Genomic DNA, 25,211 nt, shown 5'->3' on the forward strand with positions numbered 1-25,211 from the left:
CCCGGGGAACTGAAACATCTAAGTACCCGGAGGAAAAGAAATCAATAGAGATTCCCTTAGTAGCGGCGAGCGAACGGGGATTAGCCCTTAAGCTCTTTATGTTTTAGTGGAAGGTTCTGGAAAGTACCGCGATACAGGGTGATAGCCCCGTACACGAAAAGGCATTTAGAGTGAAATCGAGTAGGTCGGGACACGTGTTATCTTGACTGAATATGGGGGGACCATCCTCCAAGGCTAAATACTCCCAGCTGACCGATAGTGAACCAGTACCGTGAGGGAAAGGCGAAAAGAACCCCGGAGAGGGGAGTGAAATAGAACCTGAAACCGTATACGTACAAGCAGTAGGAGCCCTTCGGGGTGACTGCGTACCTTTTGTATAATGGGTCAGCGACTTATTGTCTGTAGCAAGGTTAACCGCTTAGGGGAGCCGTAGAGAAATCGAGTCTTAATAGGGCGTTTAGTTGCAGGCAATAGACCCGAAACCCGGCGATCTATCCATGGGCAGGTTGAAGGTTGAGTAACATCAACTGGAGGACCGAACCCACTAATGTTGAAAAATTAGGGGATGACCTGTGGATCGGAGTGAAAGGCTAATCAAGCCGGGAGATAGCTGGTTCTCCTCGAAAGCTATTTAGGTAGCGCCTCGCGTCTCACCCTCGGGGGTAGAGCACTGTTTGGGCTAGGGGGTCATCCCGACTTACCAACCCCATGCAAACTCCGAATACCGAGGAGTGCAATCGCGGGAGACACACGGCGGGTGCTAACGTCCGTCGTGGAAAGGGAAACAACCCAGACCGCCAGCTAAGGTCCCAAATATCAGTTAAGTGGGAAACGATGTGGGAAGGCCCAGACAGCTAGGAGGTTGGCTTAGAAGCAGCCATCCTTTAAAGAAAGCGTAATAGCTCACTAGTCGAGTCGGCCTGCGCGGAAGATATACCGGGGCTCAAACTGATAACCGAAGCTGCGGATGCTCTTAGGAGCATGGTAGAGGAGCGTTGTGTAAGCCGTTGAAGGTGGATCGGGAGGTCTGCTGGAGGTATCACAAGTGCGAATGCTGACATGAGTAACGATAAGGGAGGTGAAAAACCTCCCCGCCGGAAGACCAAGGGTTCCTGTCCAACGCTAATCGGGACAGGGTTAGTCGACCCCTAAGGCGAGGGCGAAAGCCGTAGTCGATGGGAAACAGGTTAATATTCCTGTACTCGCTATTACTGCGACGGAGTGACGGAGAAGGCTAGGCCGGCATGGCGATTGGTTGTCCATGTTTAAGGTTGTAGGCTGGGGACTTAGGCAAATCCGGGTCCCTAAGGCTGAGAACTGATGACGAAGCCCACTTAGTGGGTGAAGTGGTTGATGCCCTGCTTCCAGGAAAAACTTCTAAGCTTCAGGTAATAGTGAATCGTACTCTAAACCGACACAGGTGGTCAGGTAGAGAATACCAAGGCGCTTGAGAGAACTCTGGTGAAGGAACTAGGCAAAATGGTACCGTAACTTCGGGAGAAGGTACGCCGGTTTTGGTGATGGGACTTGCTCCCTAAGCTGAGGCCGGTCGAAGTGACCAGGTGGCTGCGACTGTTTATTAAAAACATAGCACTCTGCAAACTCGTAAGAGGACGTATAGGGTGTGACGCCTGCCCGGTGCCGGAAGGTTAATTGATGGGGTTAGCTTCGGCGAAGCTCTTGATCGAAGCCCCGGTAAACGGCGGCCGTAACTATAACGGTCCTAAGGTAGCGAAATTCCTTGTCGGGTAAGTTCCGACCTGCACGAATGGCGTAACGATGGCCACGCTGTCTCCACCAGAGACTCAGTGAAATTGAAATCGCTGTTAAGATGCAGTGTACCCGCGGCTAGACGGAAAGACCCCGTGAACCTTTACTACAGCTTTGCACTGAACTTTGAGCCTATTTGTGTAGGATAGGTGGGAGGCTTTGAAGCAGCGACGCTAGTTGTTGTGGAGCCGCCCTTGAAATACCACCCTGGTATGTTTGAGGTTCTAACTCTGGTCCGTTATCCGGATCGAGGACAGTGTATGGTGGGTAGTTTGACTGGGGCGGTCTCCTCCCAAAGAGTAACGGAGGAGTACGAAGGTGCACTCAGCATGGTCGGAAATCATGCAATGAGCATAATGGTATAAGTGCGCTTGACTGCGAGACAGACATGTCGAGCAGGTACGAAAGTAGGTCATAGTGATCCGGTGGTTCTGTATGGAAGGGCCATCGCTCAACGGATAAAAGGTACTCCGGGGATAACAGGCTGATACCGCCCAAGAGTTCACATCGACGGCGGTGTTTGGCACCTCGATGTCGGCTCATCACATCCTGGGGCTGAAGCCGGTCCCAAGGGTATGGCTGTTCGCCATTTAAAGTGGTACGCGAGCTGGGTTTAGAACGTCGTGAGACAGTTCGGTCCCTATCTGCCGTGGGCGTTGGAGATTTGAGAAGAGTTGCTCCTAGTACGAGAGGACCGGAGTGAACGAACCTCTGGTGTTCCGGTTGTCACGCCAGTGGCATTGCCGGGTAGCTATGTTCGGACGGGATAACCGCTGAAAGCATCTAAGCGGGAAGCCTCCTTCAAGATAAGATCTCCCTGAGGCCTTGAGCCTCCTGAAGGGCCGTGGAAGACTACCACGTTGATAGGCTGGGTGTGGAAGCGTTGTGAGGCGTTGAGCTAACCAGTACTAATTGCCCGTGCGGCTTGACCATACAACAGAGATGGTTACTAACGACTAGCTAAGCTAGCGGATTGTGAGTTAGAGACATACGATCGCTTGCGGTGTATTACTACAGATTGTTTTACCGACTTATTTGGGGTTATCGCCGGTCAACAACATGACCGAGGCAAACAGCGATAACACGGCAGGCCAAGCACATTGCTTATAAGACCAACGCCAACCCAAGCCAGTTTGCCTGACGACAATAGAGTTGTGGAACCACCTGATCCCTTGCCGAACTCAGAAGTGAAACGCAACATCGCCGATGGTAGTGTGGGGTTTCCCCATGTGAGAGTAGGTCATCGTCAGGCTTCTAATCCGAAAGGGCCACCCAATAGGGTGGCCCTTTTTTTATGGCTGAAAAATATTATAAAAAACAAAAACAAAAACAAAAAAGCTAAGAAAGGGAAGGCTGAAATTACTCAGTAGAAATTAAATAGAAAAAATAAAAATAGCTCTGAAAAATTTTAATGCTCAACTTTCTATTTAAAAAGTCAGTCAGTAATTAAAAAACGAAAAGTCTAAAATTAGCAAAGCCCTTTAAGTCGCCCTTCGCCTAAAAAGCCTATAAAAATAGGTCTTTACCGATCTTCTCTCCAAACGCCTTTACACTCACTCAAAAAATAATCCAACAAAAATAACCCTCGTAAAAACCAGAAAAGTACCCATACCACTCCCGCCAAAAATTAAAATTAGCCCATAAAAATATCGGTGATTTTTTAGTCTCTGCAGTAATCCCCTGTAACCACGGGGCCTGTAGCCCGTTTATTAAAGTTATGCACAACTCTATCCAGACTTTCTGTTAGTAACGTTCTGGTCTTACTTTTAGTGGATAACCTGACACTTTTTTCGTTGGTTTTTTAATCGAATTATTTCATTGCACGAAATTAAAGGCTTCCAGACCTCTATCCAAAAGTTATGCACAGTACTATCCAAGAATTCTGTTAGTAACATCCCTGTAATGAAGAAAACATCTAAAGAATTCTATTTTTACGATCTACTATCCAGTGTTTCAGTGGATAACCAGGGCTGACTTTTCAGTTCTAAAAGGCTCGCTGGGGTGTGCTGTTAAGGAAGCATTCTATTAGCGACAAATTCCTCCGAGAGGCTTGCTAATGAGAGTTCTACTTTTAATTTCCATGTCATTGGTACTTTTAGCTACTGGATCGCTAAGGGCACAGACGTTGGTTGTAGGAAATAAATATGAAGGCACGGTGAGTTTTATTGACCTGGCTTCCGGCCAAGAGGTTAAGAAGCCCGAAACTGGAGGTTCGCCCCATGAATTAATAGTGTCGCCGGATAAATCTAAAGTGGTGGTAGTTTCTTACCTTGAGGATGGCTACGTGGGAGAAGAGCTGAATGTATTCGATATCGCGAGCGGTAAGCGCCTGAAAAGAATTGATATCAGTCCACACAAAGGCCCTCACGGTATCGCTTGGCTGGGCGATAGTAATAATGTGATTGTTACGACAGAAGAAACCAGCGACGTGATAAAGGTGGATGTGGCTGAAGGAAAAGTATTGGGAGTTGCCCGTACTGATCAGGTAGGTAGCCATATGCTTGCACTATCACCTGATCTGAAGACCGCCTACGTTACTAGCCGGGGGTCGGATACGTTCAGTGTAATTGATACAGAGACTATGGAGTTGAAATCTACAATACCGGCAGGGGATGGGCCGGAGGCGGTGTGGGTAAGCCCCGATAATAGCGAGCTATGGATAGGAAATAATCAGTCAGAAAATATCTTTATTTTCGATACTGAAACGTTAAAGCAAAAAGAAACGATAGATGTTGGTTTTCTGCCTATCCGAATCAGATTTCACCCTGATGGCGAAGTGGTAGCTGTAGCAGACTTAAATGGTAATCGTATACTCGTGTATGACGCCAAAACCCGTAAACAGTTACATGAGATTGATGTCGGCAGCGCAGGGGCCAGACAGCCAGCATCGCTATTTTTCTCTCCGGACGGAAAGTTTTTGTTTGCCGGTTCTCAGAGAGACGGAAAAGTTGTTGAAATAGATACCGCAACTTGGAAAGTTAAGCGTATATTTAATGCGGGACAAGGGTCAGATGGTATTGAGTGGAGTCCAGTAAATATTCAGCAATAAATATTTCTGCACTCCACTGTTAAAATAATGAATCAGGTAGGAACTGTGTAGATTTTCAAGTCCTGGAATATTCCATCAATCGAATAATAATTTGGAATAGTTTCACTATGCACTCCACCTACGCGTTCTGCTACGGCTATGCTGGCACTGTTTTCAGATAAGCAGTGAATTTTCAACGCTTGAATATCGTGCAGATCTTTCAAGTAGCTAGATATTTTATTGATGATTCGAGTTACGATTCCATTGCCATGGCAGCTTTTACATAACCAATACCCTATTTCTGCATTTTGTTTTTTAAGGTCAATTTCCTTGATACCAAAGATCCCGACTACCTTGTCTGAATAGTGGATCTTGTACCAGGATGCTCCGAAACTATTGCTGAATACTCTGTCGGCAATATATTTTTCTGTGGTTGGGAGGTCGACAACAAGCTTTGCCCAATAGAGATATTTCTCTAGCAGTGGTCTGTTATTTTCAATTAAGGCAAAGATGATTTCTGTGTCACTATCCAAAAGTGGATCGAGTTTGATATCACTGTTTACTACTATAGGCTTTTTAGTCATCCTTTTGCCTCTCCATTTTTTAGCGATATTTTTAGTCATTAGCAACCTAACCAACTGGTAGAGTTTTCCTGATTAGGTGAAACAACAGAAAGAGCCTGTGGAAGGTCTCTAGGTTTCCAGCATAAAAGTTACCGGGCCGTCATTGACTAGTGAAACCTGCATATCCGCTGCAAATATTCCAGTGGCGACTGGCGTAAATTGGGCTTTGGAACTTTTAACGAAATAGTTGTAGAGCTCCTCCGCGTATTCTGGTGATGCGCCGCGACTAAAGCTCGGGCGTAAACCTCTATCAGTTTCGGCAACTAGTGTGAACTGACTGACAATCAGGAGTCCACCTCCCGCCTTTTGGAGGTTGAGATTCATACGCCCTTTATCATCGGGAAAAATACGGTAATTCAGGACTTTGTGCAGCAGCTTATCTGCACTATCAGTAGTGTCCTGGGCTTCGATACCTAGCAGCAGGAGGATACCTTTATCTATGGCCCCAACGGCCTCTCCCGCTACATTAACCTGGGCATGGCTTACCCTTTGGATCAATCCTTTCATCTCACTTCTCTCTGCTGCTCTGGAACCGATCGTCTAAATCGCCTAGATTAGCGGACTGTTCCCAGTAGAGAAACCGAGAATAACGGTATGAAGAGACAGCTAGTGGCACTGGTTGCCGGTGCACTTGCTGCGGTGAGTGTTCACGCAGCTGATAGCTATCCGGATAGTAAGCCGGGTGCTCAAATTGATGAATATTTTGGTCAAAAGGTGGCTGACCCCTATCGCTGGATGGAAAAAATGTCCAGTGATGAGGTAAAGAGTTGGGTGGCCAAACAGAATGACCATTCATTACCGCGTTTGAAGGAGCTGCCCGGGTGGCAGAAAATCAATGACCGGCTTGCAGAACTATGGCGCTACGAGCGCTACGGTGTTCCGTACAAGAAGGGCGATAGCTATTACTACAGCTACAACACCGGTGATTGGGATCAGAATGTTTTCTATAAGGCCTCTAGCCTGTCTGCTGAGGGCGATACGGTTTTAGATCCACGCACCCTAAGTGAAGATGGCACTATTGCTGCCAAGCGCCTCAAAGTCAGTCCAAAGGGCCGCTATCTGGCTTACGGTATCTCGGATGGTGGCACTGACTGGACCGACTATCGTATTCGCGACCTAAAGACAGGCAAGGATCTGAAGGAACAACTGACCGGTATCAAGTTTAGTGATGCCAGTTGGGCGCCGGATGAGTCCGGTTTTTACTATAGCCGGTACCCGTTTAACAGAGATGGCACGGCGGATGATAGCAAACAGGTAGCCGTATATTTTCACCGACTGGGAGATGCCCAGGAGAGTGATCAACTGGTCTATGAAATTACCGATCATCCCACCCGGAACCCGGGCGCGACGGTGAGTGACGATGGCAACTATCTCCTGTTTGGCATCTTCGACGGCTATGACTCGAACGGCTTTTACTATCGCGATTTACGCGATGAAAGCGGCAAGGTAGTTAAGCTTCTGGATGACTGGGATGGCCTATACCAGTATCTCGGAAATAAAGGGAGCACCTTTTACTTTGAGACCAGTGCGGGGGCGCCGCTGGGCCGTGTAATCGCTATTGATCTGAATAAGCCGCAACGCAAACACTGGCGCGATCTGGTGCCGGAGACGACTAGTGCCCTGCAGAGTGCCAGTTATATCCGTGATCGCTTTGTGCTTCACTACCTGGAGGATGCAAAATCGCGAGTGCTGGTGACCGATACTAACGGTAAGAAACAGTACGAGCTGAAGCTGCCAGGGGTGGGCTCAGTGAAGGGGTTTTATGGTGAGCCGAATGAAGTTGAGACCTTCTACGCTTTCTCTAATTTTATTACCCCGCCGAGTATCTACCACCTGAATGTACAGACTGGTGAAACCAAACTGTTCAAGCAGCCAAAATATGCAGCAGACTTTTCCGATCTGACTGTGAGTCAGCATTTCTATAAGAGTAAGGACGGTACCCGGGTGCCTCTATTCCTCGTGCATAAGAAGGGAATGAAGCGAGATGGCTCCAACCCGACGCTGCTTTATGGATATGGTGGTTTTAACTCCGCTCAGTTACCGCGCTTCTACAACCGCTTTGTCGGTTGGTTGGATATGGGCGGCACCCTGGCACTGGCCAACTTGCGCGGTGGTAGCGAGTACGGCAATGCTTGGCACCAGGCGGGTACCAAGACGCAAAAGCAAAATGTCTTCGATGATTTTATCGCTGCAGCTGAGTGGCTGATCGAGGAGAAAGTCACTTCTCCTGAAAAGCTTGCTATTAGTGGTCGCTCCAATGGTGGACTATTGGCGGGGGCAACGCTGGTACAACGACCGGATTTGTTTGCTGCGGCATTACCGGTAGTCGGTGTCCTGGATATGCTGCGATATCATACCGCTTCCGCTAATGCCCGGCAGTGGTCGAGCGATTATGGGCTTAGTGAAAATCGCGATGAGTTCAAAGCGCTGCATGCCTATTCTCCGGTCCACAACACCCGTGAGGGCACCTGCTATCCGGCCACGCTAATCACCACTGCCGATCGCGATGATCGAGTGGTTCCCTGGCACAGCTACAAATTTGCGGCAGCCCTACAAAAAGATCAGGGCTGTGACAAACCAGTCTGGCTTGCCGTAGAGACTCGGGCTGGGCACGGTGCAGGCAAGCCGGTATGGATGCAGGTGGAAGACTTCGCCAATCAGTGGAGCTTCCTTGCCTACCAGCTGGGCATGAAAATCGATTAGTCTTTCCAACTAACCCAACAAAAGTAATAGCGAGATTAATTAATAAAACTCCCGGTAGGACGATTGCAAAGGGGTTTAGTTTTGTGGCGGTGTCACTAGTGAAGTTAGTGTGCCGCCCACTCTGTCGGAGTGGTGGTATCACCAACCGGTCTGCCCTTCCGGAAGGAGGTGGCTTCGATAGAGCTAATCACTGGGTATGAATAACGATAACAACTCATCCGGTGGATTTATGAAACACGCATTTGTAACCGGGGGAACCGGTTTTCTCGGCGCTAATTTGGTAGAGCAATTGGTTGGTGATGGATGGAAAGTTACCGCCATGCATCGGCGCACCTCCAATACCGATATGTTGCGCTCTCTGGGCGTTAATCTGGTTGAGGCCTCTCTGAATGACCCTCAGTCCCTTCAAGCTGCAATCCCAAATAATGTCGATGCACTTTTCCATATGGCGGCTAATACCAGTATGTGGCGCGGCGGTAATGCCCAGCAGTGGAAAGATAATGTTGAGGGGGCGGCGAATATTGCCAAAGTTGCCAGGGAGAAAAATGTAGGGCGCATGGTGGTGACCAGCTCAATTTCTGCTTATGGCTACCATAAGGAAAGAATTACTGAAGAAAGTGATAAGCTGGCAGATGACCCTCATCATCACTATCTGTACACGAAAAAAAGAGAGGAAATTGCCGTTCGCAAGGAAATTGAGCAGGGCCTGGATGCGGTATTTCTAAACCCTTGTGCAATTGTTGGTAAATACGATACCACCAGCTGGGCGCAGACCTTTTTTCTGATTGATAAAAATCAATTACCAGGTGTTCCACCGGGCTGGGGTTCTTTTTGCCATGCCGGTGCAGTAGCGCGAGCCCATATCGATGCGGTTGAAAAGGGGCGGTGTGGCGAAAATTATATCCTGGCCGGAACGGATGCCAGTTTTTTAGAGTTCTTTGGAAAGATCGCTGAGCTATTGCATAAACCTGTACCAAAACGCACCACACCGGCATTTCTAATTCAATCTATCGCCTGGTTTTCTGACCTCTGGTCTCGGGTGAGTGGGCAAGAGCCGGTTATTACCCCTGAAAAAGCCACGTTGGTAACGCGGAGAGTCGTTGCTAGTAGCGCTAAAGCTGAATGTGAACTCGGTTATCAATCGGGGGTGGCTTTGGATACTATGTTATGCGAATGTCGCGATTGGTTAGTGCAGAACAATTTGTTGGAGTCGAAGTGAATCGTAATAATATTATTTTTGGGTTAGTTGCCTTGCTTTTGGTTTTACAGCTTATTCAGTATTACTTTTTCTCTGGCGCAAGCTAGTTATAAAAAGGAAGTAATGATGGTGGAAAAGCGCTGTGACTGGTGCCTGTCTACACCACTTTATCAAAGTTACCACGATGAGGAGTGGGGTAGGCCGGTTACCGATGATCAAACCCTGTTTGAGTTTTTGTTGCTGGAGGGGGCCCAGGCGGGCTTATCCTGGATTACAGTGCTCAATAAGCGGGAGAATTACCGTAAACTGTTTAATAATTTCGATGCTGAAAAAATTGCTCGGTACACCCCTAAAAAGGTAGAGAAATTACTTCTCAACCCGGGAATTATTCGCAACCGGCTCAAGGTTGAATCGGCCATCAAGAATGCACGGGCAACCCTCGAGTTGCGCGATCGCGGTATATCCTTAAAGGATTTTCTCTGGCAGTTCACCGGTGGAAGAGTGATTGTTAATCGCCCCCGCTCCATGAAGCAGGTGCCGGCCACAACAGCAGAATCTGATGCGATGAGTAAGGCGTTAAAGAAAGCGGGTTTTAGTTTTGTGGGATCAACCATTATGTATGCGCATATGCAGGCAACTGGAATGGTCAATGATCACTTGGAAACGTGTCCGGCTCATCAGCGTTGTGTCGATGAGGCACAGAATTTAGGTTTGGCTTGAATTTAAAATAGGGATTTATTTTCGAGGGTCGATGAATATTAATAGCTTGCTCAACGAGTACTGGCCCCAAGTAACAGCATTATCCCTAAAGCTGGCGGCCGCACTACTGGTAGTTTTGGTGACGCTGTTTGTGGCCCATCTTGCTCGCAGAGCGGTTGATCGTCTGCCGGACCGGTTTGATATTACCTTGCGCCCAGTACTGCGCAGTATTTCGAGCTGGGCGGTTTATATTGTTGGCGCACTGCTGGTATTGGATGTCTTTGGTATTAACACTACCAGCTTAATTGCTCTACTCGGCGCTACTGGTGTGGCAGTAGCCTTAGCGTTGAAAGATACCCTGCAAAATATTGCTTCGGGGTTCCTATTGCTGGGATTGCGGCCGTTTCGCGTTGGGGATGTGATTCAGTTCGGTGCCATATTGGGCACTGTTCGCGAGGTAGGGCTGTTTACTACGGAGCTGGATACCATGGATGGGCTGCGTATTACCGCACCCAACAGTGCTATCTGGGGGCAAGTGCTCACCAATTTCAGTCGCAATAAGACTCGCCGTATCGAGATTGTGGCGAGTATCGCCTATGGCGATGACATTGATCGCGGCCTAACAGTATTACGTCGCCTAGTAGAACAGGAACCCGGTATTCTCGCTGAGCCAGAGCCAAGTTTCGCTGTTAAGGCGCTTGCTGACAGCGCGGTCAATTTACAGTTGCGGGCCTGGGCTGCCAATGATCAGTACTGGGATGTTTATTGGTCCCTGATGCAAAAGCTTAAGCCTGCACTGGAGGCAGAAGGCTTGACGGTACCCTTTCCCCAGCGAGAGCTACATATCGTGGACCGGGTCACAAGCCGGCGTTAGTCCATTACCGCAGGGTCACTTGTGGCAATATCCTGCTCCAGGTATTAGGTCCACCTAGTCCAAAATCTCCGATTTGCCTCAACTCAACGCAAACATATGGCGTTCTGGGGGGCATGAATCGACACCTCACCGAATTCGTGTCAAAGTTAGCGGCGTTTTTTTGTACAACTTTTGATCGAGATAGGAAGATGCCGATAAAGCTGAACAACCCACTGATCCCCAGCCTGCTGGCTGTCGCTATCCTTGCGGGCTGTCAGGGTGACAAGAGTACCCAGACTGTAGCTAACGCAGATAAGCCCCAAAATGCGGTTGCCGAGGCCTCAGTAACTGTAGATGCGGTTGCCGAAACCAAGCGCCTGACTGAGTGGCTGGATGAGCGTTATGAGGAACAGCTGCAGTTCAGTCCGATTCAGCTGTCCTACCTGGGCCGCAAAGACCACTACGACCAAATCGACGATATGAGTGAAGCCGCAGAGGCTCGCCGCTTGGTTTGGCAAGAGAAAAGTGTTGAAGAGCTCAAGAAGAATTTCGACTACAGCAAGCTGACCCAGGAAGGGAAAACTTCCTACGATATCTGGATTTATCAGTTTGAACAGGCCAAGGCCGCTGCGCCGTTTATCCGTCACGGCTACATCTTTGAGCAGATGGGAGGTGCACAATCGCAGTTGCCCAACTTCCTGCTGAACTTCCACAAGGTCGACAACGTTGAAGATATGCAGGCGTATATCACCCGTATCGGTGGTATCTCCCGCGCGATCAACCAGTTGCTTGACCGCGCCAAGCTGTCGTCCAAAGAAGGTATCCGCCCCCCGCGCTTTGCCTATGAGGGTGCGATTGACCAGTCCAGTAAATTGATTGAAGGCGCGCCGTTTACCGATGGTGAAGACGCACCTCTGTGGGCCGGTGCCAAAGGGAAAATCGCTGAGCTGCTCGAAGCCGGTACTATTGATCAGAAGCAGGCAGACAAGCTGACTGCGGAAGCGCGCAAGGCATTAGAGACTGAGTTCTTCCCCGCATATCAAGGGCTGGTTACCTGGCTCAAAGCGGATATACAGAAGGCCTCAGCAGAGCCTCAAGGTGCTAGTAGCTTGCCCAATGGTATGGCCTACTACAATCAGCGCCTGGCCAACACCACAACTACGGACCTGACTGCCGACCAGATCCACAATATTGGCCTGGAAGAAGTGGCGCGTATCCGTGGTGAGATGGAAACTATCAAGAAGCAGGTTGGTTTCGAAGGTAGCCTGCAGGACTTCTTCAAGTTTATTCGCGAAGATGGTCAATTCTACTACCCGAATACCGATGAAGGTCGCCAGGGCTACCTGGATGATTCAACCGCGTTCCTGGACAACATTACCAAGAAATTGCCGGAATACTTTGGCCTTCTGCCGAAAGCTGAGTTGGTCGTAAAGCGGGTTGAGTCCTTCCGTGAGCAGGATGGCGGTGCCCAGCATTACTACCCCGGCACACCCGACGGTTCCCGCCCGGGTATTTACTATGCGCACCTGTCCGATATGAGTGCCTATTCCACGACTGATATGGAAACTGTGGCCTACCACGAAGGTAACCCCGGTCACCATATGCAGATCTCAATTGCTCAGGAATTGGAAGGTATCCCGCAGTTCCGCACTCAAGCTCACTTTACTGTCTATGTAGAGGGCTGGGCGCTGTACTCTGAGAAGCTTGCTAAAGAAATGGGGGCCTTCGAAGATCCCTATAACCTGTTTGGCCACCTGACCGCTGAAATGTGGCGAGCCATTCGCCTCGTTGTTGATACCGGCCTGCACGCCAAAGGCTGGAGTGAAGAGCAAGCGGTGGAGTACTTCCTGCAAAACTCCGCAATCCCCGAGACTGCAGTTCGTTCCGAAGTACGTCGTTACCTGGCGTGGCCGGGCCAGGCGACCGCTTACAAGATCGGTATGCTGAAGATTCAGGAGCTGCGCAAGCAGGCTGAAGATCAGTTGGGTGATAAATTCGATATTCGCGGATTCCACGATACCGTGCTGGGTGGCGGTGCTTTGCCAGTGCCCGTATTGGAGAGCCGCGTAGCCTCTTGGGTGGAATCAGTGAAGCAATCATAAGCTTCTTAGCTGACCCTTTTAAAAAGCCGGGCATAGCCCGGCTTTTTTATTGGGCTTATTTCTGTGAATATCGTCTGTGTATAGAGGAAAGCTGGTTTTCCCTAAAATAATTGTTTATGGAAAAGTCCCAATGGATTCAAATATTTACTCTGCCCCAGAGGCTGAATTAGATACTGTTTCAGAAGATGAAGCGCAGTTTTATATAGTTTCACCAACCAAATTCTGGGTAATGAGCCTAGGTACAGTGGGTATCTATTCAGTTTATTGGTTTTACCGCCATTGGGCAGAATATCAGCGTGCTAGTGGAGAGAATATGTGGCCGGTTATGCGGGCGATATTCTCTATCTTTTTTACTCATTCCCTTTTTTCCAGGATTCAAAGCCGTATCGAGATTGATAAGGTGGATTACCGCTGGGTGCCGGCACTTTGGGCTACGTTATATGTAGTTTTTGCGATTGCCGGGGCTATTGTCGACAGGATTTCCTATTACTCCGATGTAATTTCATTGATCGATATAGTAAGCATACTTCTCTTACCCTTTACATTGTGGCCACTTTATGAGGGACAGAAAGCTGCCAATATGGTTAATGGAGATATTTCAGGACAGGCTAACTCGAGATTTACTCCCTGGAATTTTGTTTGGTTGGCTGTAGGGGCTGTGTTTTGGGGAGTGGGTATTTTTGGGGCTTATTATCTGCTGGGCAATGTATAAGAGAGGAGTATCTATGAGACGTTCAGGATTTATTATCGTCGCTCTGCTATTACAACTGTTTCCTTCCGCTTTATGGGCGGAGCCAACACCCACTGAAATTACCGTGCGCGCCAAGGCCATGGATGCCAAGTTTATTGGCTCCTCCATCGGTGGTGCCATGGTTATTATTCGCGATGCAGATTCTGGGGAAATTCTTGCCAAGGGGCTTACCCAAGGGAGCACCGGTGACACCACCAGAATTATGAAAACGCCCCGAGAGCGGTTCCAATCTATCGCCGATGGCGCCGCACATTTTACCGCTACACTGAATATCAGTGAGCCGGTATTTCTGACGGTGGAAGTTCTTGCGCCGTATATCAAAAAGCAGGCCCGAGTGGTGGCGCAGACACAGACTTGGCTGGTTCCGGGAAAGCCTATTTCTGGTAATGGGCTGATTGTGGAAATTCCGGGAATGTTGGTAGATTTACTCAGCCCACAGACCCATCTCTATACAGGTTTGGACCAGAGTCCCTTTGAGATTCGCGCTAATGTGGTAATGATGTGCGGATGTTCACTTACCGATGGTGGGCTTTGGGACGGCAGTAAGATAGAAGTTGTGGCATTGGTTAAAAGAGATGGCAAATCATTTGCTCGAGTGCCGCTAGAGATACAGGAGACAATGAATATCTTTAGTGCGCCCTTTGCGACGGATTTGCCAGGTGTTTATGAAATTGTGCTATATGCCTATGATCCCAAGACTGGAAATACCGGTGTGGATCGGGGGAGCTTCATTGTGCGCTAGGCAAGTGCGGCAAGCTGTCTGAGATATGGATTTCTATGGATATTCGGCAGGCTATAGAGAGTGATCTCGAAGGCATGTGGAGCCTCTTTAGTGTTGTGCGAAACAGAGGGGATCTGCCGTTCTCGCATAAGATCAGTCGAGAAGTGTTTTCTGCTCAATGGCTTAATGATGACTTACAGACTTATGTTGCCGAAGAGTTACCTCACTTGCTGGGGGTGTATAAATTAGGGGTTAATTTCCCTGGTATTCATAGCCATGTCGCGACAGCCAACTTTCTCGTGCACACGGATGTGCGCGATCGCGGTGTAGATCGTGCACTGGTCCAGCATGCAATCGCCAGGGCCCAGGACGCCGGCTATTTGGAAATGCAGTTCAACTACGTTCCCAGCGACAGTGAGCCCGCAATAACCCTTTATACCGAGCTGGGCTTCACTATTATCAAAACGCTAGATAGAGCATTTACCGATCCTTTGGGAAGGTTGCAAGATGCTTATGTTATGCAGCGGTTTTTACAGTAGTTCGCCTGGTTATGGACCGGCAAAACCCAAAACACCAACAGGAAAGCCGGGAAGCGCTAATTGAGGAGCATCGACCGGAGCGTATTGAGGCGCGCTTGCGAAGTCGTCCACAGTCACAGTGGCTCTCTGATTTTGTTTTGGGAGCGATAGATGGCTGCGTAACTACCTTTGCCATTGTTGCAGGCGCTTTTGGTGCAGGCTTCTCCGAAGCGGTTGTGCTTGTGATGGGCTTTGCCAATCTTATCGCTGATGGTTTCAGCATGGCGGTAAGCAATTATGAAGCTGCCAGTGTGGAGCGTGAGCAACGAGCCGCGGCTATGCGTACAGAGCGTCAGCATATTGCTTTAATTCCCGAGGGAGAGCGGGAAGAGATCAGGCAAATTTTCTATCGAAAGGGATTTCGAGGTGAAGTTCTCGACAATATTGTTGCCACTATCACCGCGAATCAAAAGCTGTGGATAGAGACAATGCTGGCGGAAGAGTACGGTATAAGCCGCTTAGAGCATAAGCCTCTGGGGGCGGCACTGATAACCTTCGCCGCTTTTTTGTGTGTAGGTGCTATTCCCCTGCTGCCCTACCTTTTCCACAGCCTTAATCCCGCCGAACAATTTTATGCGAGCGCCGTTCTGTCGGTCTGCGCTTTTTTTGCTATTGGCTTGTGCAAAGGACTGGTGTTTTCCCACCACCTGCTGGTGGCGGGCTTAAAAACTCTGTTTTTTGGCAGTAGCGCAGCGGCCCTGGCACTCGTCGTTGGCTATCTACTGCGCCACTTGGTGACTTAATATTTATGCGGCTACCACTTTGTTGCGCCCGCCATTCTTGGCTCGATACATACGTTTATCTGCTTCGGCCAATAGCTGATTGAGTGGCTTGCCATTGGTGCTGCCTTCGACGACTCCGAGACTGATTGAGATTTTTACCGGGCGTGTATAGCGGCGACTGAGGGTGGATACTCTGCGACGAAGTTTTTCTGCAAGGACACTGCCGCCTTTCAAGTCAGTATTCGGCAATAGCAATAAAAATTCTTCGCCGCCCCAGCGCGCCACAATATCCTCAGACCGGGTGTTACTTTTCAGTATCTTGGCAACATCTTGTAATACGCGGTCGCCAAAGGAGTGCCCGTAGGTATCGTTGATCGTCTTGAAGTTATCTAAGTCTCCGATAAGGATGACATATTGATCTTTCAGCTCATCATTCCGGCGTTCTAATTCATGAATGGCGCGAAATGCTTCTCTGCGATTCGCTAATCCGGTCAATGTGTCCGTGGCAGCATAGGTCTCCAATTCACCTGTTAATCGCTGGAGGAGCTGTTGAGTTTGGTGACGGCTACTGTCAAGTAATGCAGTTAGAGCCGTGAGTGCACCAAATACTGCAATAAAACGCGCACGATAGGCCGTATCATATTTGGCCGTGAGCCCTGGGAAATCCGGATAAAACAGGATTGCTGCCGTAGCGAGACCTATGCCGAGCAGTGCAGTGGTGCCGGTTTTATAGCCGTAAAGGTTGATAAATCCGGGGACCAGCATAACTGCCCACATCAATCCGGTATTGTTTACACCACCAGTCATTAGTAAGTAGAAATACAGCGCCAATAAAAGAATTCCCACCAATAATGGCGTTTTCTCGGTAGGACCGATAATGTTGACAGTGATATATGCAAATAAAATAACCACCGCGACGATAAAAAGCGTCGATGCCTGCAGGATATTAGTTGCAGTAAGGGCGATGATCGCCATGGCTCCGGTGATAGCCATAGCGAATATCAGCATATAAGAGGAGGCCAATATCCGTCTGCGCAGATCTATGCGCTGCACTTCATCAATAGAGGTGGATATCGCGGGGTTTTGATTGTTATACCCTGAGCTCATAGTCATTCCCGTTGCTATACCGACTGCAACCTTCCGCTTGCTCGGGACCGTCCTGCATCATACAACTATGCTGGTAGCCACTGCCGGAGTGAAGCAATGGTGAGTATAGGGGGAATCTGTCACCGACCAAAGTAGCAAGCTACAGTATCAGTAACTCAAACTTTAGAACTGAGAAATCGTGACACAAATTCAACTGACTTCTGGCGATATCTTGACGATGCGTGGAGATGCTCTGGTGTGTCCGGCACACAAGCATCTTATTCGGGGGCGGGGGCTTTCAGCGCAGATTTATGCCCAGTGCGGGACTCGGTTAACCCCCCAATGTGCCAATCAAAGAGCATGCCCAGTTGGTGAAGCTCGCGTGACTCGAGCCTATGATTTACCGGTCGATTACTTATTGCATACTGTTACGCCCCAGTGGAGCAGTGGCGATCAATGGGGGAGCCAGGCCATAGTTCTGTTGAGGCACTGCTATGAAAGTGTTTTAGAGTTGGCGATAGAGCGCGGCTGCAAAACGATACTGTTTCCGGCATTGGGAGCTGGCACTAACCGCTTCCCTCACGAGATTGCAGCACATCAGGGGTTGGCCGTTTTACGCGCTTATGCCTCAAGGTTCGAGAGACTCACAGTTTGTTTGCACTCACAAACTGCATTGGCGCAGTGGCAGAAAGTTGAGCAGCGCTTTTATGGCCATAATTGATGTGTCACGGGTAATTGAATGGGATACAGCCTATTGTGTTAATTATTTAGTTAAGCACTATTGATTCCATGCAGTTAATGGTTCCTTCAATAACCTAATGTGGCGTATATACAGTAGTTCTGCGGTGCAGGCAGATCGAACCACGGCATGCCAGTCTAACAAGCAATAACTTACCAAGTCGTCTTCTGATCTCATGAATTGAGAGTTATTCAGGTGCTATACAGTCTTTTCTAACTCTTCCGTTGATTATTAAGTGCTATGGCTCCATCTAACTATTTAGTTCTAACGTGCTAAATATTGAAATCGTTAGTTGTAATGAGTCATCTATTCGCTAAAGATAGTTGTCAATAATTTAATAAATATGCATTATTTTTATATGTATTTTTTAAGCCTAAAAATTTTAGTAACTATGGACCACTGCAAAGTCTGCATACAAGAACAAAATATCTATGAAGGCATAGGGCATAGATGTGCTTTGTGTCGGGGGTGAGTGCCCCCTAAAATGAAAAGAAATCCTCTTTTTTTACAGTTTCCCATGCCGCCTATGAATAGCCAGCGCGTTATTATTCACTGTAAGTAGGACTGGATTGTCATTCTGCTTACCACTTTCATTAGTGGCTCTTATAGTTACTTCTTATTTTAAATTTTTAGTATCTCAGCGAGAACAGTCTTTATCTGAGAACGCTATCTTGGCAGGCCTTACTACTGAGGGATATATTTTATCAATGCGGTCAGTAATGTTTGTTTCTATAATATTGTTTGCGACCTTCTTTAAGCTGCTTACACACTTAATCCCTAAGCCAAAATAGAACTTGATAAAGAGTTAAGTCTAAGATATTGGGGACTATAGGTTGAGGCAATCAATTCGTAAAAATTTTAGAATCCTATCGTTTTTTTATCTTTGATAGTCTTGGGGATAAATAGTTATTTTGTTGCCAGCTCCAATGGAGTGAAATTTAACTCATTATTTTCCCTTTTTCCTAAAGAGTATAATTGGAGTCAAATTCAGGCGGTTGAAACAGCTACTGGCACTGGTCCGGCACCTAGCCGCTGGGTTCCAAAATACATTTTAAGAATGGATGATAAAAAATTAGTTTAATTGATTACAAGCTGCAGAGATTTATTGCCTCTTACACCAGGCTCAGAATTTATCTTCGAGATCAAAATCAAATTAAGTATGAGCAAAATCTGACAAATGATGGAATTCGTTGGTTGAGAAATAATTTGCCAAAGGATGGCTTTGGTGAAGTGATGCATATCTTACAAGGTGCGCCGTAATAATTATTTTAAGCGCGGACTAAATAATAAATAGAAAGGGCCCGATAAGGGCCCTTCTATTAGAACAAACATTGAGCCACCTTCCCTGAGAAGGCGGCCAAAGTGTATCCAGGTTACTGGCAGGAACTCGCCTCCCAGTACTGGGGAGCGTTAGCCGGGGACCACCAGTTGGGTCCAAAGGTAGACACGTAAACCTGGCCTTCGAAGGTTACTAGGTCGCCAACTTGATAGCCTTCGTCACCAGCATATGGCTGCTGGAATTCGGGGCAGGAAGCGGTCTCACCTGAACCTTGATCGCTGTCGGTGTTGTCATCGGAACCGTTATCGGCGTTGTCGTCAGAACCGCTATCGGAGCCATTGTCGTTGCTATCGCCAGAGCCGCTGTCGGAACCATTGTCGTTGCTATCGCCAGAGCCGCTGTCGGAACCATTGTCGGAGCCTTCGCCCTCAGTTTGACAGGTGGTTTCGGTCCACAGCGATGGCGCGGAACCTGGAGACCACCAGTTTGGCTCGTGGGTGGACTCGTAGGCGACTCCTTCAAAGACAACAACGTCACCGACTGAATAACCTGGGTCGCCGGCATAGGGCTGCTCAAACGCGACGCAGGCGCTGCTTCCGCCATTATTATTGCCACCGCCACTTCCGGTGTCGCCAGTATCTCCGGTGTCTCCAGTGTCTCCGGTATCTCCAGTGTCTCCGGTATCTCCGGTATCTCCAGTGTCTCCGGTATCTCCGGTGTCTCCGGTGTCTCCGGTGTCTCCGGTGTCTCCGGTGTCTCCGGTGTCTCCGGTGTCTCCGGTGTCTCCGGTATCGCCAGTGTCTCCGGTATCGCTATCACTGGAGCCACCCTGTCCGAAAACTTCGAGTGCGGCATCAAGTAGTGGATACTGGTATTCATTGTTCTCCAATAACATTCCGCCGCGTAGCTGCCAGATCATCACGCCACCAAGGCCCTGGTCGAGCACATATTGGGCGCGTGCGGCGATAGAAGTCGTATCTTCGAAAGAGATAAAACCGCCATCCTCAAACCAACCATAGTGGGTGACGGCCTCGGGATCGTAAGCGGTCTGGAATGAAGAGTCGCTCTGCATTTTCTCAACGATCTGGTAGTAGCGCGTCTCGGTGTCAGAGCCCCAGTGAGCGACGTCTTGTCCGGAGGCGGCTTCACCGATTGCGGTGGCGCCAGCCACGCTGCGGCCGTAGTGGGACATACCCAGGGTGATCTTCTCAGCGGGAATATTGCCCTCAGTCATCCACATATTGCGGCAGCTGTCTGCGTCGAAGCCTTCGTTGACCTGGCCTTCATAGGGGTAAAGCGGCGAGGTATGCTGGGCTACGGTATCCCAGTCGCCACCAAAGTCATAAGTCATCAGGTTGACATAGTCGAGGACTTCGCCCACAGCAGCAAAATCATAACCCTCTTCTGCAATCGAGGGGCCACAGGCCACGGCAGCGGTCAGTTCCAGATTTTTGCCGGTCTCCGCTTCAACCTCATCGAAGCGCGCGCGCAGCTCTTGCAGCAGGGTGGTGAAGTTTTCTTTGTCGATCGAGCGTCCGCCGTTCGGTGCATAGCCGGGGTATTCGAAATCGAGATCGAGACCATCGAAATCCCAGTCAGTAAGCAGTGTCACTGCATTTTCGATAAAGGCTGCACGTGCGGTGTCGCTCTCCATCATCTCAGAGACTTTGTGGGAGAGGGTCCAGCCGCCCATAGACAGGATCGCCTTGGCACCGTCGTCATGTACCGATTTTACAAAACCTGATTCGTGGTCATTCCAGCCCTGGCAGACCGCGGGCTGAATACTGGAATCGTATTGGCTGTAGGGGTGCCAGAATTGCGGCGAGCATTTTACGGGACCATCACCGGCGCCGCCGGAAAATGATTGGGCGCCCAGGCCGTAGAAAACGTAGGGGTCTGTAAAGTAGATGTTGCCGTCTTCGTCATTCCAGGCAAAGGCGTACTGAACGTGAGTGAGCTTGGAGAAATCCACGTTGTCATGGGTGAAGGATGAGTCGGCCCAGTATTCCCAATCGGCCCAATAGGCAGATACACGTTTAGAGGTTTCTTGTGCGCTGACGTTTCCGCTGATGGCGATTGCTGCTGCGAGTGCCGCCGCAGCTTTTAATTTAAACCCAAATTTAGATCCGCGTTCACTGCGGCTGCCCACCAACATCCTTGTTCGATCCTGAGATTGCAGGAAAGAAAACATTAGATTGACCTCCCATAGGTCTTAATTATGTATAAAGAAATTTGTCGTTATATGTGGAAAAATTTGAATAAATGGAGAGGTAAAAGTTCCGCGAGGAAATGTGGAATAAATGTGCAAGCCACGGAGGGTAGTGGCTGAGTGGTTATATTTATTTCCGCTGTAATTTTATGATGGGGACAATAAAAAGTGCGGGCATAAATTTAATTGCACCTTCCAGGAATAAATATTTGAGCAGATCAACGATAAAAATGGTCGATTATTTAATATCAAAAGAAGATAAATTTTCTTTTTGGGGTAAGAGATCGGAAAAAAATACCGGATTCTGGCGAGCGATATTTACGGCCTCTTGCAGGCAGCCTCCCTGCAGTTTAGTGCAGCACGGCTTCTGTCGAGTTAATCAATCACCTCTTTACTATGAAATGTTGCTACGGAGAAGTTTTTGATTGTCCCTCTTCAGGGATTGAAGATGTCATGATATGGCAAAAACAAAAAAGGGCCCAGAGGGCCCTTTTTAAAGTTGAAGAAAATACTAATTATTTCTTCGCGCGCTTGCGCATATTTTCCTGCAAAATTTTCTTGCGCAGGCGGATAAAGTTAGGAGTCACTTCTACCAATTCATCGTCTTCGATAAATTCCAGAGCCTGCTCAAGGGTGTGACGAATGGGTGGTGATAGAGTGAGTGCATCGTCGGTACCTGACGCGCGCACATTAGTGAGCTGTTTGGCCTTGGTGGGGTTTACCACCAGGTCGTTGCCACGGGAGTGAATACCGACGATTTGGCCTTCGTAGACCTCTTCGCCGTGGCCCAGGAACAGGCGACCACGATCTTGTAGTGCGAACAGACCATAGGCGAGGGTTTTGCCCTTGACCATGGAAACCAGTACACCGTTGATGCGCTTGGCCACCTCACCCTGCTTCACCGGACCGTAGTGGTCGAAGATACTGGTCATAATGCCAGAACCACTGGTGATGGTAAGGAATTGGGAGCGGAAGCCGATCATGCCGCGCGAGGGCACGATAAAGGTTAGGCGCACGCGACCTTTGCCATCGGGCTCCATATTGGTGAGATCGGCCTTGCGCAGGCCCAGCTCTTCCATAATGGGCCCCTGATGAGGTTCCTCAACATCGATAACCACTTCTTCATAAGGCTCGTGGATCTCTCCGTCGACCTCTCTCTGCACCACTTCGGGGCGGGAAACGCCCAGCTCGAAACCTTCTCGGCGCATGGATTCGATGAGGACAGACAAGTGCAATTCGCCTCGGCCGGAAACCTTGAACTTATCAGGAGAGTCGCCTTGCTCTACACGCAGGGCCACGTTGTGAATCAGCTCCTGGTCAAGACGCTCTTTGATGTTGCGCGAGGTAACGAACTTGCCGTCCTGGCCAGCAAAGGGGGAGTCGTTGACCTGGAAGGTCATGCTTACGGTGGGCTCGTCCACGCTCAGGGCGGGCAGGGCTTCTGGAGTATCCAGATCGCACAGGGTATCGGAGATATTTAGCTCACCCACACCGGTGATACACACGATATCGCCAGCACTGGCTTGCTCCACTTCTACACGCTCCAGGCCGAGGTAACCCATAACCTGCAGGACCTTGGCTTTGCGCGAGTTGCCCTCGCGATCGAGAACTACCACTTGCTGGTTCGGCTTCAGGGTACCGCGAGTGATACGGCCAACGCCGATTACGCCTACGTAGCTGGAGTAGTCCAGAGCGGAAACCTGCATCTGGAAGGCGCCGGTGGGGTCAACCTTCGGGGGCTCAACCTTGTCCACAATCATCTGGAACAGCGGCGTCATATCGTCGGCCAGGTCGGTGTCGTCGAGACCGGCGATGCCGTTCAGGGCGGAGGCGTAGACAACCGGGAAGTCCAACTGCTCGTCGGTGGCGCCGAGGCTGTCGAACAGGTCGAATACCTGGTCCATCACCCAGTCGGGGCGAGCGCCGGGGCGGTCGATCTTGTTAATCACCACGATCGGGTTGAGGCCCTGCTCAAACGCCTTCTGGGTTACGAAGCGAGTCTGCGGCATGGGGCCATCTACTGCGTCTACGAGCAGCAGAACTGAATCCACCATGGACAGTACGCGCTCTACCTCGCCGCCGAAGTCGGCGTGCCCTGGGGTGTCGACAATATTGATGCGGTAGTCATTCCAGCGGATAGCGGTGTTTTTCGCCAGGATGGTGATGCCACGCTCACGCTCTTGATCGTTGGAGTCCATGACGCGCTCGGCGCCTTCGTCGCGGCGGTCGAGAGTGCCGGACTGGGACAACAGCTTGTCCACAAGGGTGGTTTTGCCATGGTCTACGTGGGCGATAATCGCAATATTGCGCAGATTCTCTATCACTGGGGGCCTCTGGGCGTTAAATCTTGGTAAGTCGGGGCGGGGGCCTGCGGGGTTTCTACAGCAGCATTCCGGCCAAAGGCGGCGATTATAGGGGGGCCGCATGACAATTGGGAGTGATTTTGAGTAAAAAATCACCGCCCCGGGGCGCTGATCGCTTTAAAACCCGCGCGGGCGGTAATTGCCCGCGCCTTGAGCAGAAGTTACTTCTTAATGGTTTCCGGTCTGTGGGGAATCAGCGGGCGCAGCACGCCCACATTGCGAAAACCTTCGTCCAACAGGTGTGAGGCGTGCAGGCGGCTCATAACGCCTTTGGAGCAATACAGGAGGTACTCACGCTCTTGGTCCAGGTGGGCAAAGCTGTTGTTGAGACGGTAGAAAGGAATAGTCTGCACCTCACAGCCAAGCTCCAGTGGATCCAGCTCCTCCTCATCCGGGTGGCGGATATCGATAACCACAGCGCTGCCCGGCTCTTCGCGGATCTCCACATCCGGTGCTTCGCCATCGACTTCTTCGATCACCTGATCAATATTTTGCATCACCCGATTGCTGATAGCGCGATCGAGGACGGTGAAATCGAAGCGGTTTTCCTCGGACTCCACTTTTTCAATCTTGGCGCGGGTGGTGGGTTTTACCGAGATAACGCCGCAGTATTCCGGCATATTGGCGGCGAACTCTTCAGTGCCGATGGCCCGGGAGGTGCGGATAATATCGGTCTTGTCGGTGGTGATCAGTGGGCGCAATACCAGGGTATTGGTAACACTGTCGATCACCGACAGATTTTTCAGGGTCTGGCTGGAAACCTGGGCGATGGCTTCACCGGTGACTACGGCGTCCACCTCCAGTTCCTTGGCGATCACATCGGCGGCGCGCAGCATCATGCGCTTCAAAATGACGCCCATATGGGAGTCGTCGACCCGCTCGAGAATCTCTGCCACGACTTCGTCAAACGGCACAGTGATAAAGCGCACCCGATGGGAAGCACCGTATTTGTTCCACAGGTAGTAGGCGACTTCTTTCACGCCCAACTCGTGCTGGCGTCCGCCCAGGTTGAAGAACAGGAAGTGGGTGCGGATACCGCGCTTCATGGTCATGTAACTGGCCACGGTAGAATCGAAGCCACCGGATACCAGCGACAAAACCGGGTCTTGCGTGCCCAGGGGGAAGCCGCCCAGGCCGGGATGCTGCTCTTCGATCACGTTGAGCTTATCGTGGCGGATCTCCAGCTTAACGGTGATGTCGGGGTTTTTCAGTTTGACTCCGGATGCCTCGGTGTTCTTGTTGAGGCCGCCGCCCACGTACTGCTCCACATCCAGGGATTGGAAGTCGTGTTTGCCGGTGCGCTTAACCCTGACGCAGAAAGTCTTGTCCTTCAGGGCGTCTCCCCATACCGACAGGGTTTTCTCGTACATGTCATGCAGGTCGCCCAGGGGGAACTGGCGCACGCGGGAGAAGTTGGCGATGCCGGGGGTGTGAGAGAGCACCTCTTCGATACGTCCACCCAGGTGGGACACAGCATCGGGCGCGATCACATCGATCTTTTCCCAATCCTTTCGCACCTGGATACGGTCGTCCAGCTGGCGCAGCAGGCGCTGCAGGTTGTCCTTGAGCTGGCGCGACATGCGCTTGCGCACAGGGTTGCTCTTGATGGTGATCTCTGGAAAAAACTTGACGACAAAGTGCATGGGAATCCGTGGGGTACCGCATGTTGATAGAAGGTGCGGCATTATAAACTAGCCGGAGCCAAGTTGGTTGTGCACTGTTTGCGGGCGAAGCGAGAGCAAGTATGTTCTATTTTGGTGCGTATTTATGTGGCTGCTCGGCCACAA

At 49.9% G+C, this 25,211-nt stretch carries 17 protein-coding genes and 2 rRNA genes (1 of these 19 cut by a window edge); 13 read left to right on the top strand and 6 right to left on the bottom strand.

Features of this window, described 5'->3' with window-relative positions; genetic code table 11:
• The 3 genes from ACJJI3_RS17945 to ACJJI3_RS17955 all read left to right on the top strand — a co-directional run.
• Positions 1 to 2,703: ribosomal RNA gene (locus ACJJI3_RS17945) — 23S ribosomal RNA — on the top strand (it extends 179 nt beyond the left edge of the window).
• Positions 2,704 to 2,906: 203 nt separating this feature from the next.
• A 5S ribosomal RNA gene (gene rrf, locus ACJJI3_RS17950) occupies positions 2,907 to 3,022 on the top strand.
• Positions 3,023 to 3,826: 804 nt separating this feature from the next.
• The gene (locus ACJJI3_RS17955) at positions 3,827 to 4,819 is read left to right on the top strand and encodes a YncE family protein (protein ID WP_444940460.1); all 993 of its coding nucleotides are present in this window, start codon (positions 3,827 to 3,829) and stop codon (positions 4,817 to 4,819) included.
• Between the two features lie 32 nt (positions 4,820 to 4,851).
• Here the strand turns inward: ACJJI3_RS17955 and ACJJI3_RS17960 are convergent, their stop codons facing one another.
• Positions 4,852 to 5,421 carry a GNAT family N-acetyltransferase gene (locus tag ACJJI3_RS17960; protein ID WP_444940461.1) on the bottom strand — a complete coding sequence of 190 codons (570 nt, stop codon included), beginning with the start codon at positions 5,419 to 5,421 and terminating at the stop codon, positions 4,852 to 4,854.
• 69 nt (positions 5,422 to 5,490) lie between these two features.
• On the bottom strand, positions 5,491 to 5,928 hold the full coding sequence (gene dtd, locus ACJJI3_RS17965; protein WP_413663730.1) for a D-aminoacyl-tRNA deacylase: 438 nt from the start codon (positions 5,926 to 5,928) through the stop codon (positions 5,491 to 5,493).
• A gap of 87 nt (positions 5,929 to 6,015) precedes the next feature.
• Here dtd and ACJJI3_RS17970 point away from each other — a divergent pair, with 87 nt between their 5' ends.
• The 9 genes from ACJJI3_RS17970 (at position 6,016) to ACJJI3_RS18010 (ending at position 15,769) form a co-directional block, all read left to right on the top strand.
• Positions 6,016 to 8,124 (top strand): prolyl oligopeptidase family serine peptidase, encoded by a 2,109-nt coding sequence (locus tag ACJJI3_RS17970; RefSeq protein ID WP_444940462.1) that lies wholly within the window; start codon positions 6,016 to 6,018, stop codon positions 8,122 to 8,124.
• A 229-nt stretch (positions 8,125 to 8,353) separates the two neighbouring features.
• Complete coding sequence (locus ACJJI3_RS17975) at positions 8,354 to 9,343, top strand: SDR family oxidoreductase (protein ID WP_444918531.1); 990 nt, start codon at positions 8,354 to 8,356, stop codon at positions 9,341 to 9,343.
• Between the two features lie 105 nt (positions 9,344 to 9,448).
• A complete protein-coding gene (locus ACJJI3_RS17980) occupies positions 9,449 to 10,042 on the top strand; it encodes a DNA-3-methyladenine glycosylase I (protein WP_444940463.1) in 594 nt (197 codons plus the stop codon).
• A 31-nt stretch (positions 10,043 to 10,073) separates the two neighbouring features.
• Positions 10,074 to 10,895: a mechanosensitive ion channel family protein gene (locus ACJJI3_RS17985; protein WP_444940464.1), complete on the top strand. Its 822-nt coding sequence runs from the start codon at positions 10,074 to 10,076 to the stop codon at positions 10,893 to 10,895.
• Positions 10,896 to 11,083: 188 nt separating this feature from the next.
• Positions 11,084 to 12,976 (top strand): DUF885 domain-containing protein, encoded by a 1,893-nt coding sequence (locus ACJJI3_RS17990; RefSeq protein ID WP_444940465.1) that lies wholly within the window; start codon positions 11,084 to 11,086, stop codon positions 12,974 to 12,976.
• A 130-nt stretch (positions 12,977 to 13,106) separates the two neighbouring features.
• Positions 13,107 to 13,688 (top strand): hypothetical protein, encoded by a 582-nt coding sequence (locus tag ACJJI3_RS17995; RefSeq protein WP_444918527.1) that lies wholly within the window; start codon positions 13,107 to 13,109, stop codon positions 13,686 to 13,688.
• 13 nt (positions 13,689 to 13,701) lie between these two features.
• Positions 13,702 to 14,469, top strand: coding sequence for a hypothetical protein (locus tag ACJJI3_RS18000; RefSeq protein ID WP_444940466.1), 768 nt, complete (start codon positions 13,702 to 13,704; stop codon positions 14,467 to 14,469).
• 35 nt (positions 14,470 to 14,504) lie between these two features.
• Positions 14,505 to 14,987 (top strand): GNAT family N-acetyltransferase, encoded by a 483-nt coding sequence (locus tag ACJJI3_RS18005; protein ID WP_444940467.1) that lies wholly within the window; start codon positions 14,505 to 14,507, stop codon positions 14,985 to 14,987.
• Positions 14,988 to 14,998: 11 nt separating this feature from the next.
• Positions 14,999 to 15,769: a VIT1/CCC1 transporter family protein gene (locus ACJJI3_RS18010; RefSeq protein ID WP_444895762.1), complete on the top strand. Its 771-nt coding sequence runs from the start codon at positions 14,999 to 15,001 to the stop codon at positions 15,767 to 15,769.
• Between the two features lie 3 nt (positions 15,770 to 15,772).
• Here the strand turns inward: ACJJI3_RS18010 and ACJJI3_RS18015 are convergent, their stop codons facing one another.
• Entirely contained in the window at positions 15,773 to 16,855 is a 1,083-nt protein-coding gene (locus ACJJI3_RS18015; RefSeq protein ID WP_444895763.1) for a GGDEF domain-containing protein, read from the bottom strand.
• Between the two features lie 178 nt (positions 16,856 to 17,033).
• On the opposite strand from ACJJI3_RS18015, the gene ACJJI3_RS18020 reads away from it, so the two are divergent.
• Entirely contained in the window at positions 17,034 to 17,555 is a 522-nt protein-coding gene (locus ACJJI3_RS18020) for a macro domain-containing protein (protein WP_444895764.1), read from the top strand.
• A 1,391-nt stretch (positions 17,556 to 18,946) separates the two neighbouring features.
• On the opposite strand, the gene ACJJI3_RS18025 is transcribed toward ACJJI3_RS18020, so the two are convergent.
• The 3 genes from ACJJI3_RS18025 to thiI form a co-directional block, all read right to left on the bottom strand.
• A complete protein-coding gene (locus ACJJI3_RS18025) occupies positions 18,947 to 21,043 on the bottom strand; it encodes a glycosyl hydrolase family 18 protein (RefSeq protein ID WP_444940468.1) in 2,097 nt (698 codons plus the stop codon).
• Positions 21,044 to 21,576: 533 nt separating this feature from the next.
• Positions 21,577 to 23,385: a translational GTPase TypA gene (gene typA, locus ACJJI3_RS18030; protein WP_282930811.1), complete on the bottom strand. Its 1,809-nt coding sequence runs from the start codon at positions 23,383 to 23,385 to the stop codon at positions 21,577 to 21,579.
• Positions 23,386 to 23,585: 200 nt separating this feature from the next.
• Positions 23,586 to 25,067 (bottom strand): tRNA uracil 4-sulfurtransferase ThiI, encoded by a 1,482-nt coding sequence (gene thiI, locus ACJJI3_RS18035; protein WP_413663717.1) that lies wholly within the window; start codon positions 25,065 to 25,067, stop codon positions 23,586 to 23,588.
• Between the last annotated feature and the right edge of the window lie 144 nt (positions 25,068 to 25,211).

It is taken from the genome of Microbulbifer maximicatervae (SeqCode) (assembly GCF_052466985.1).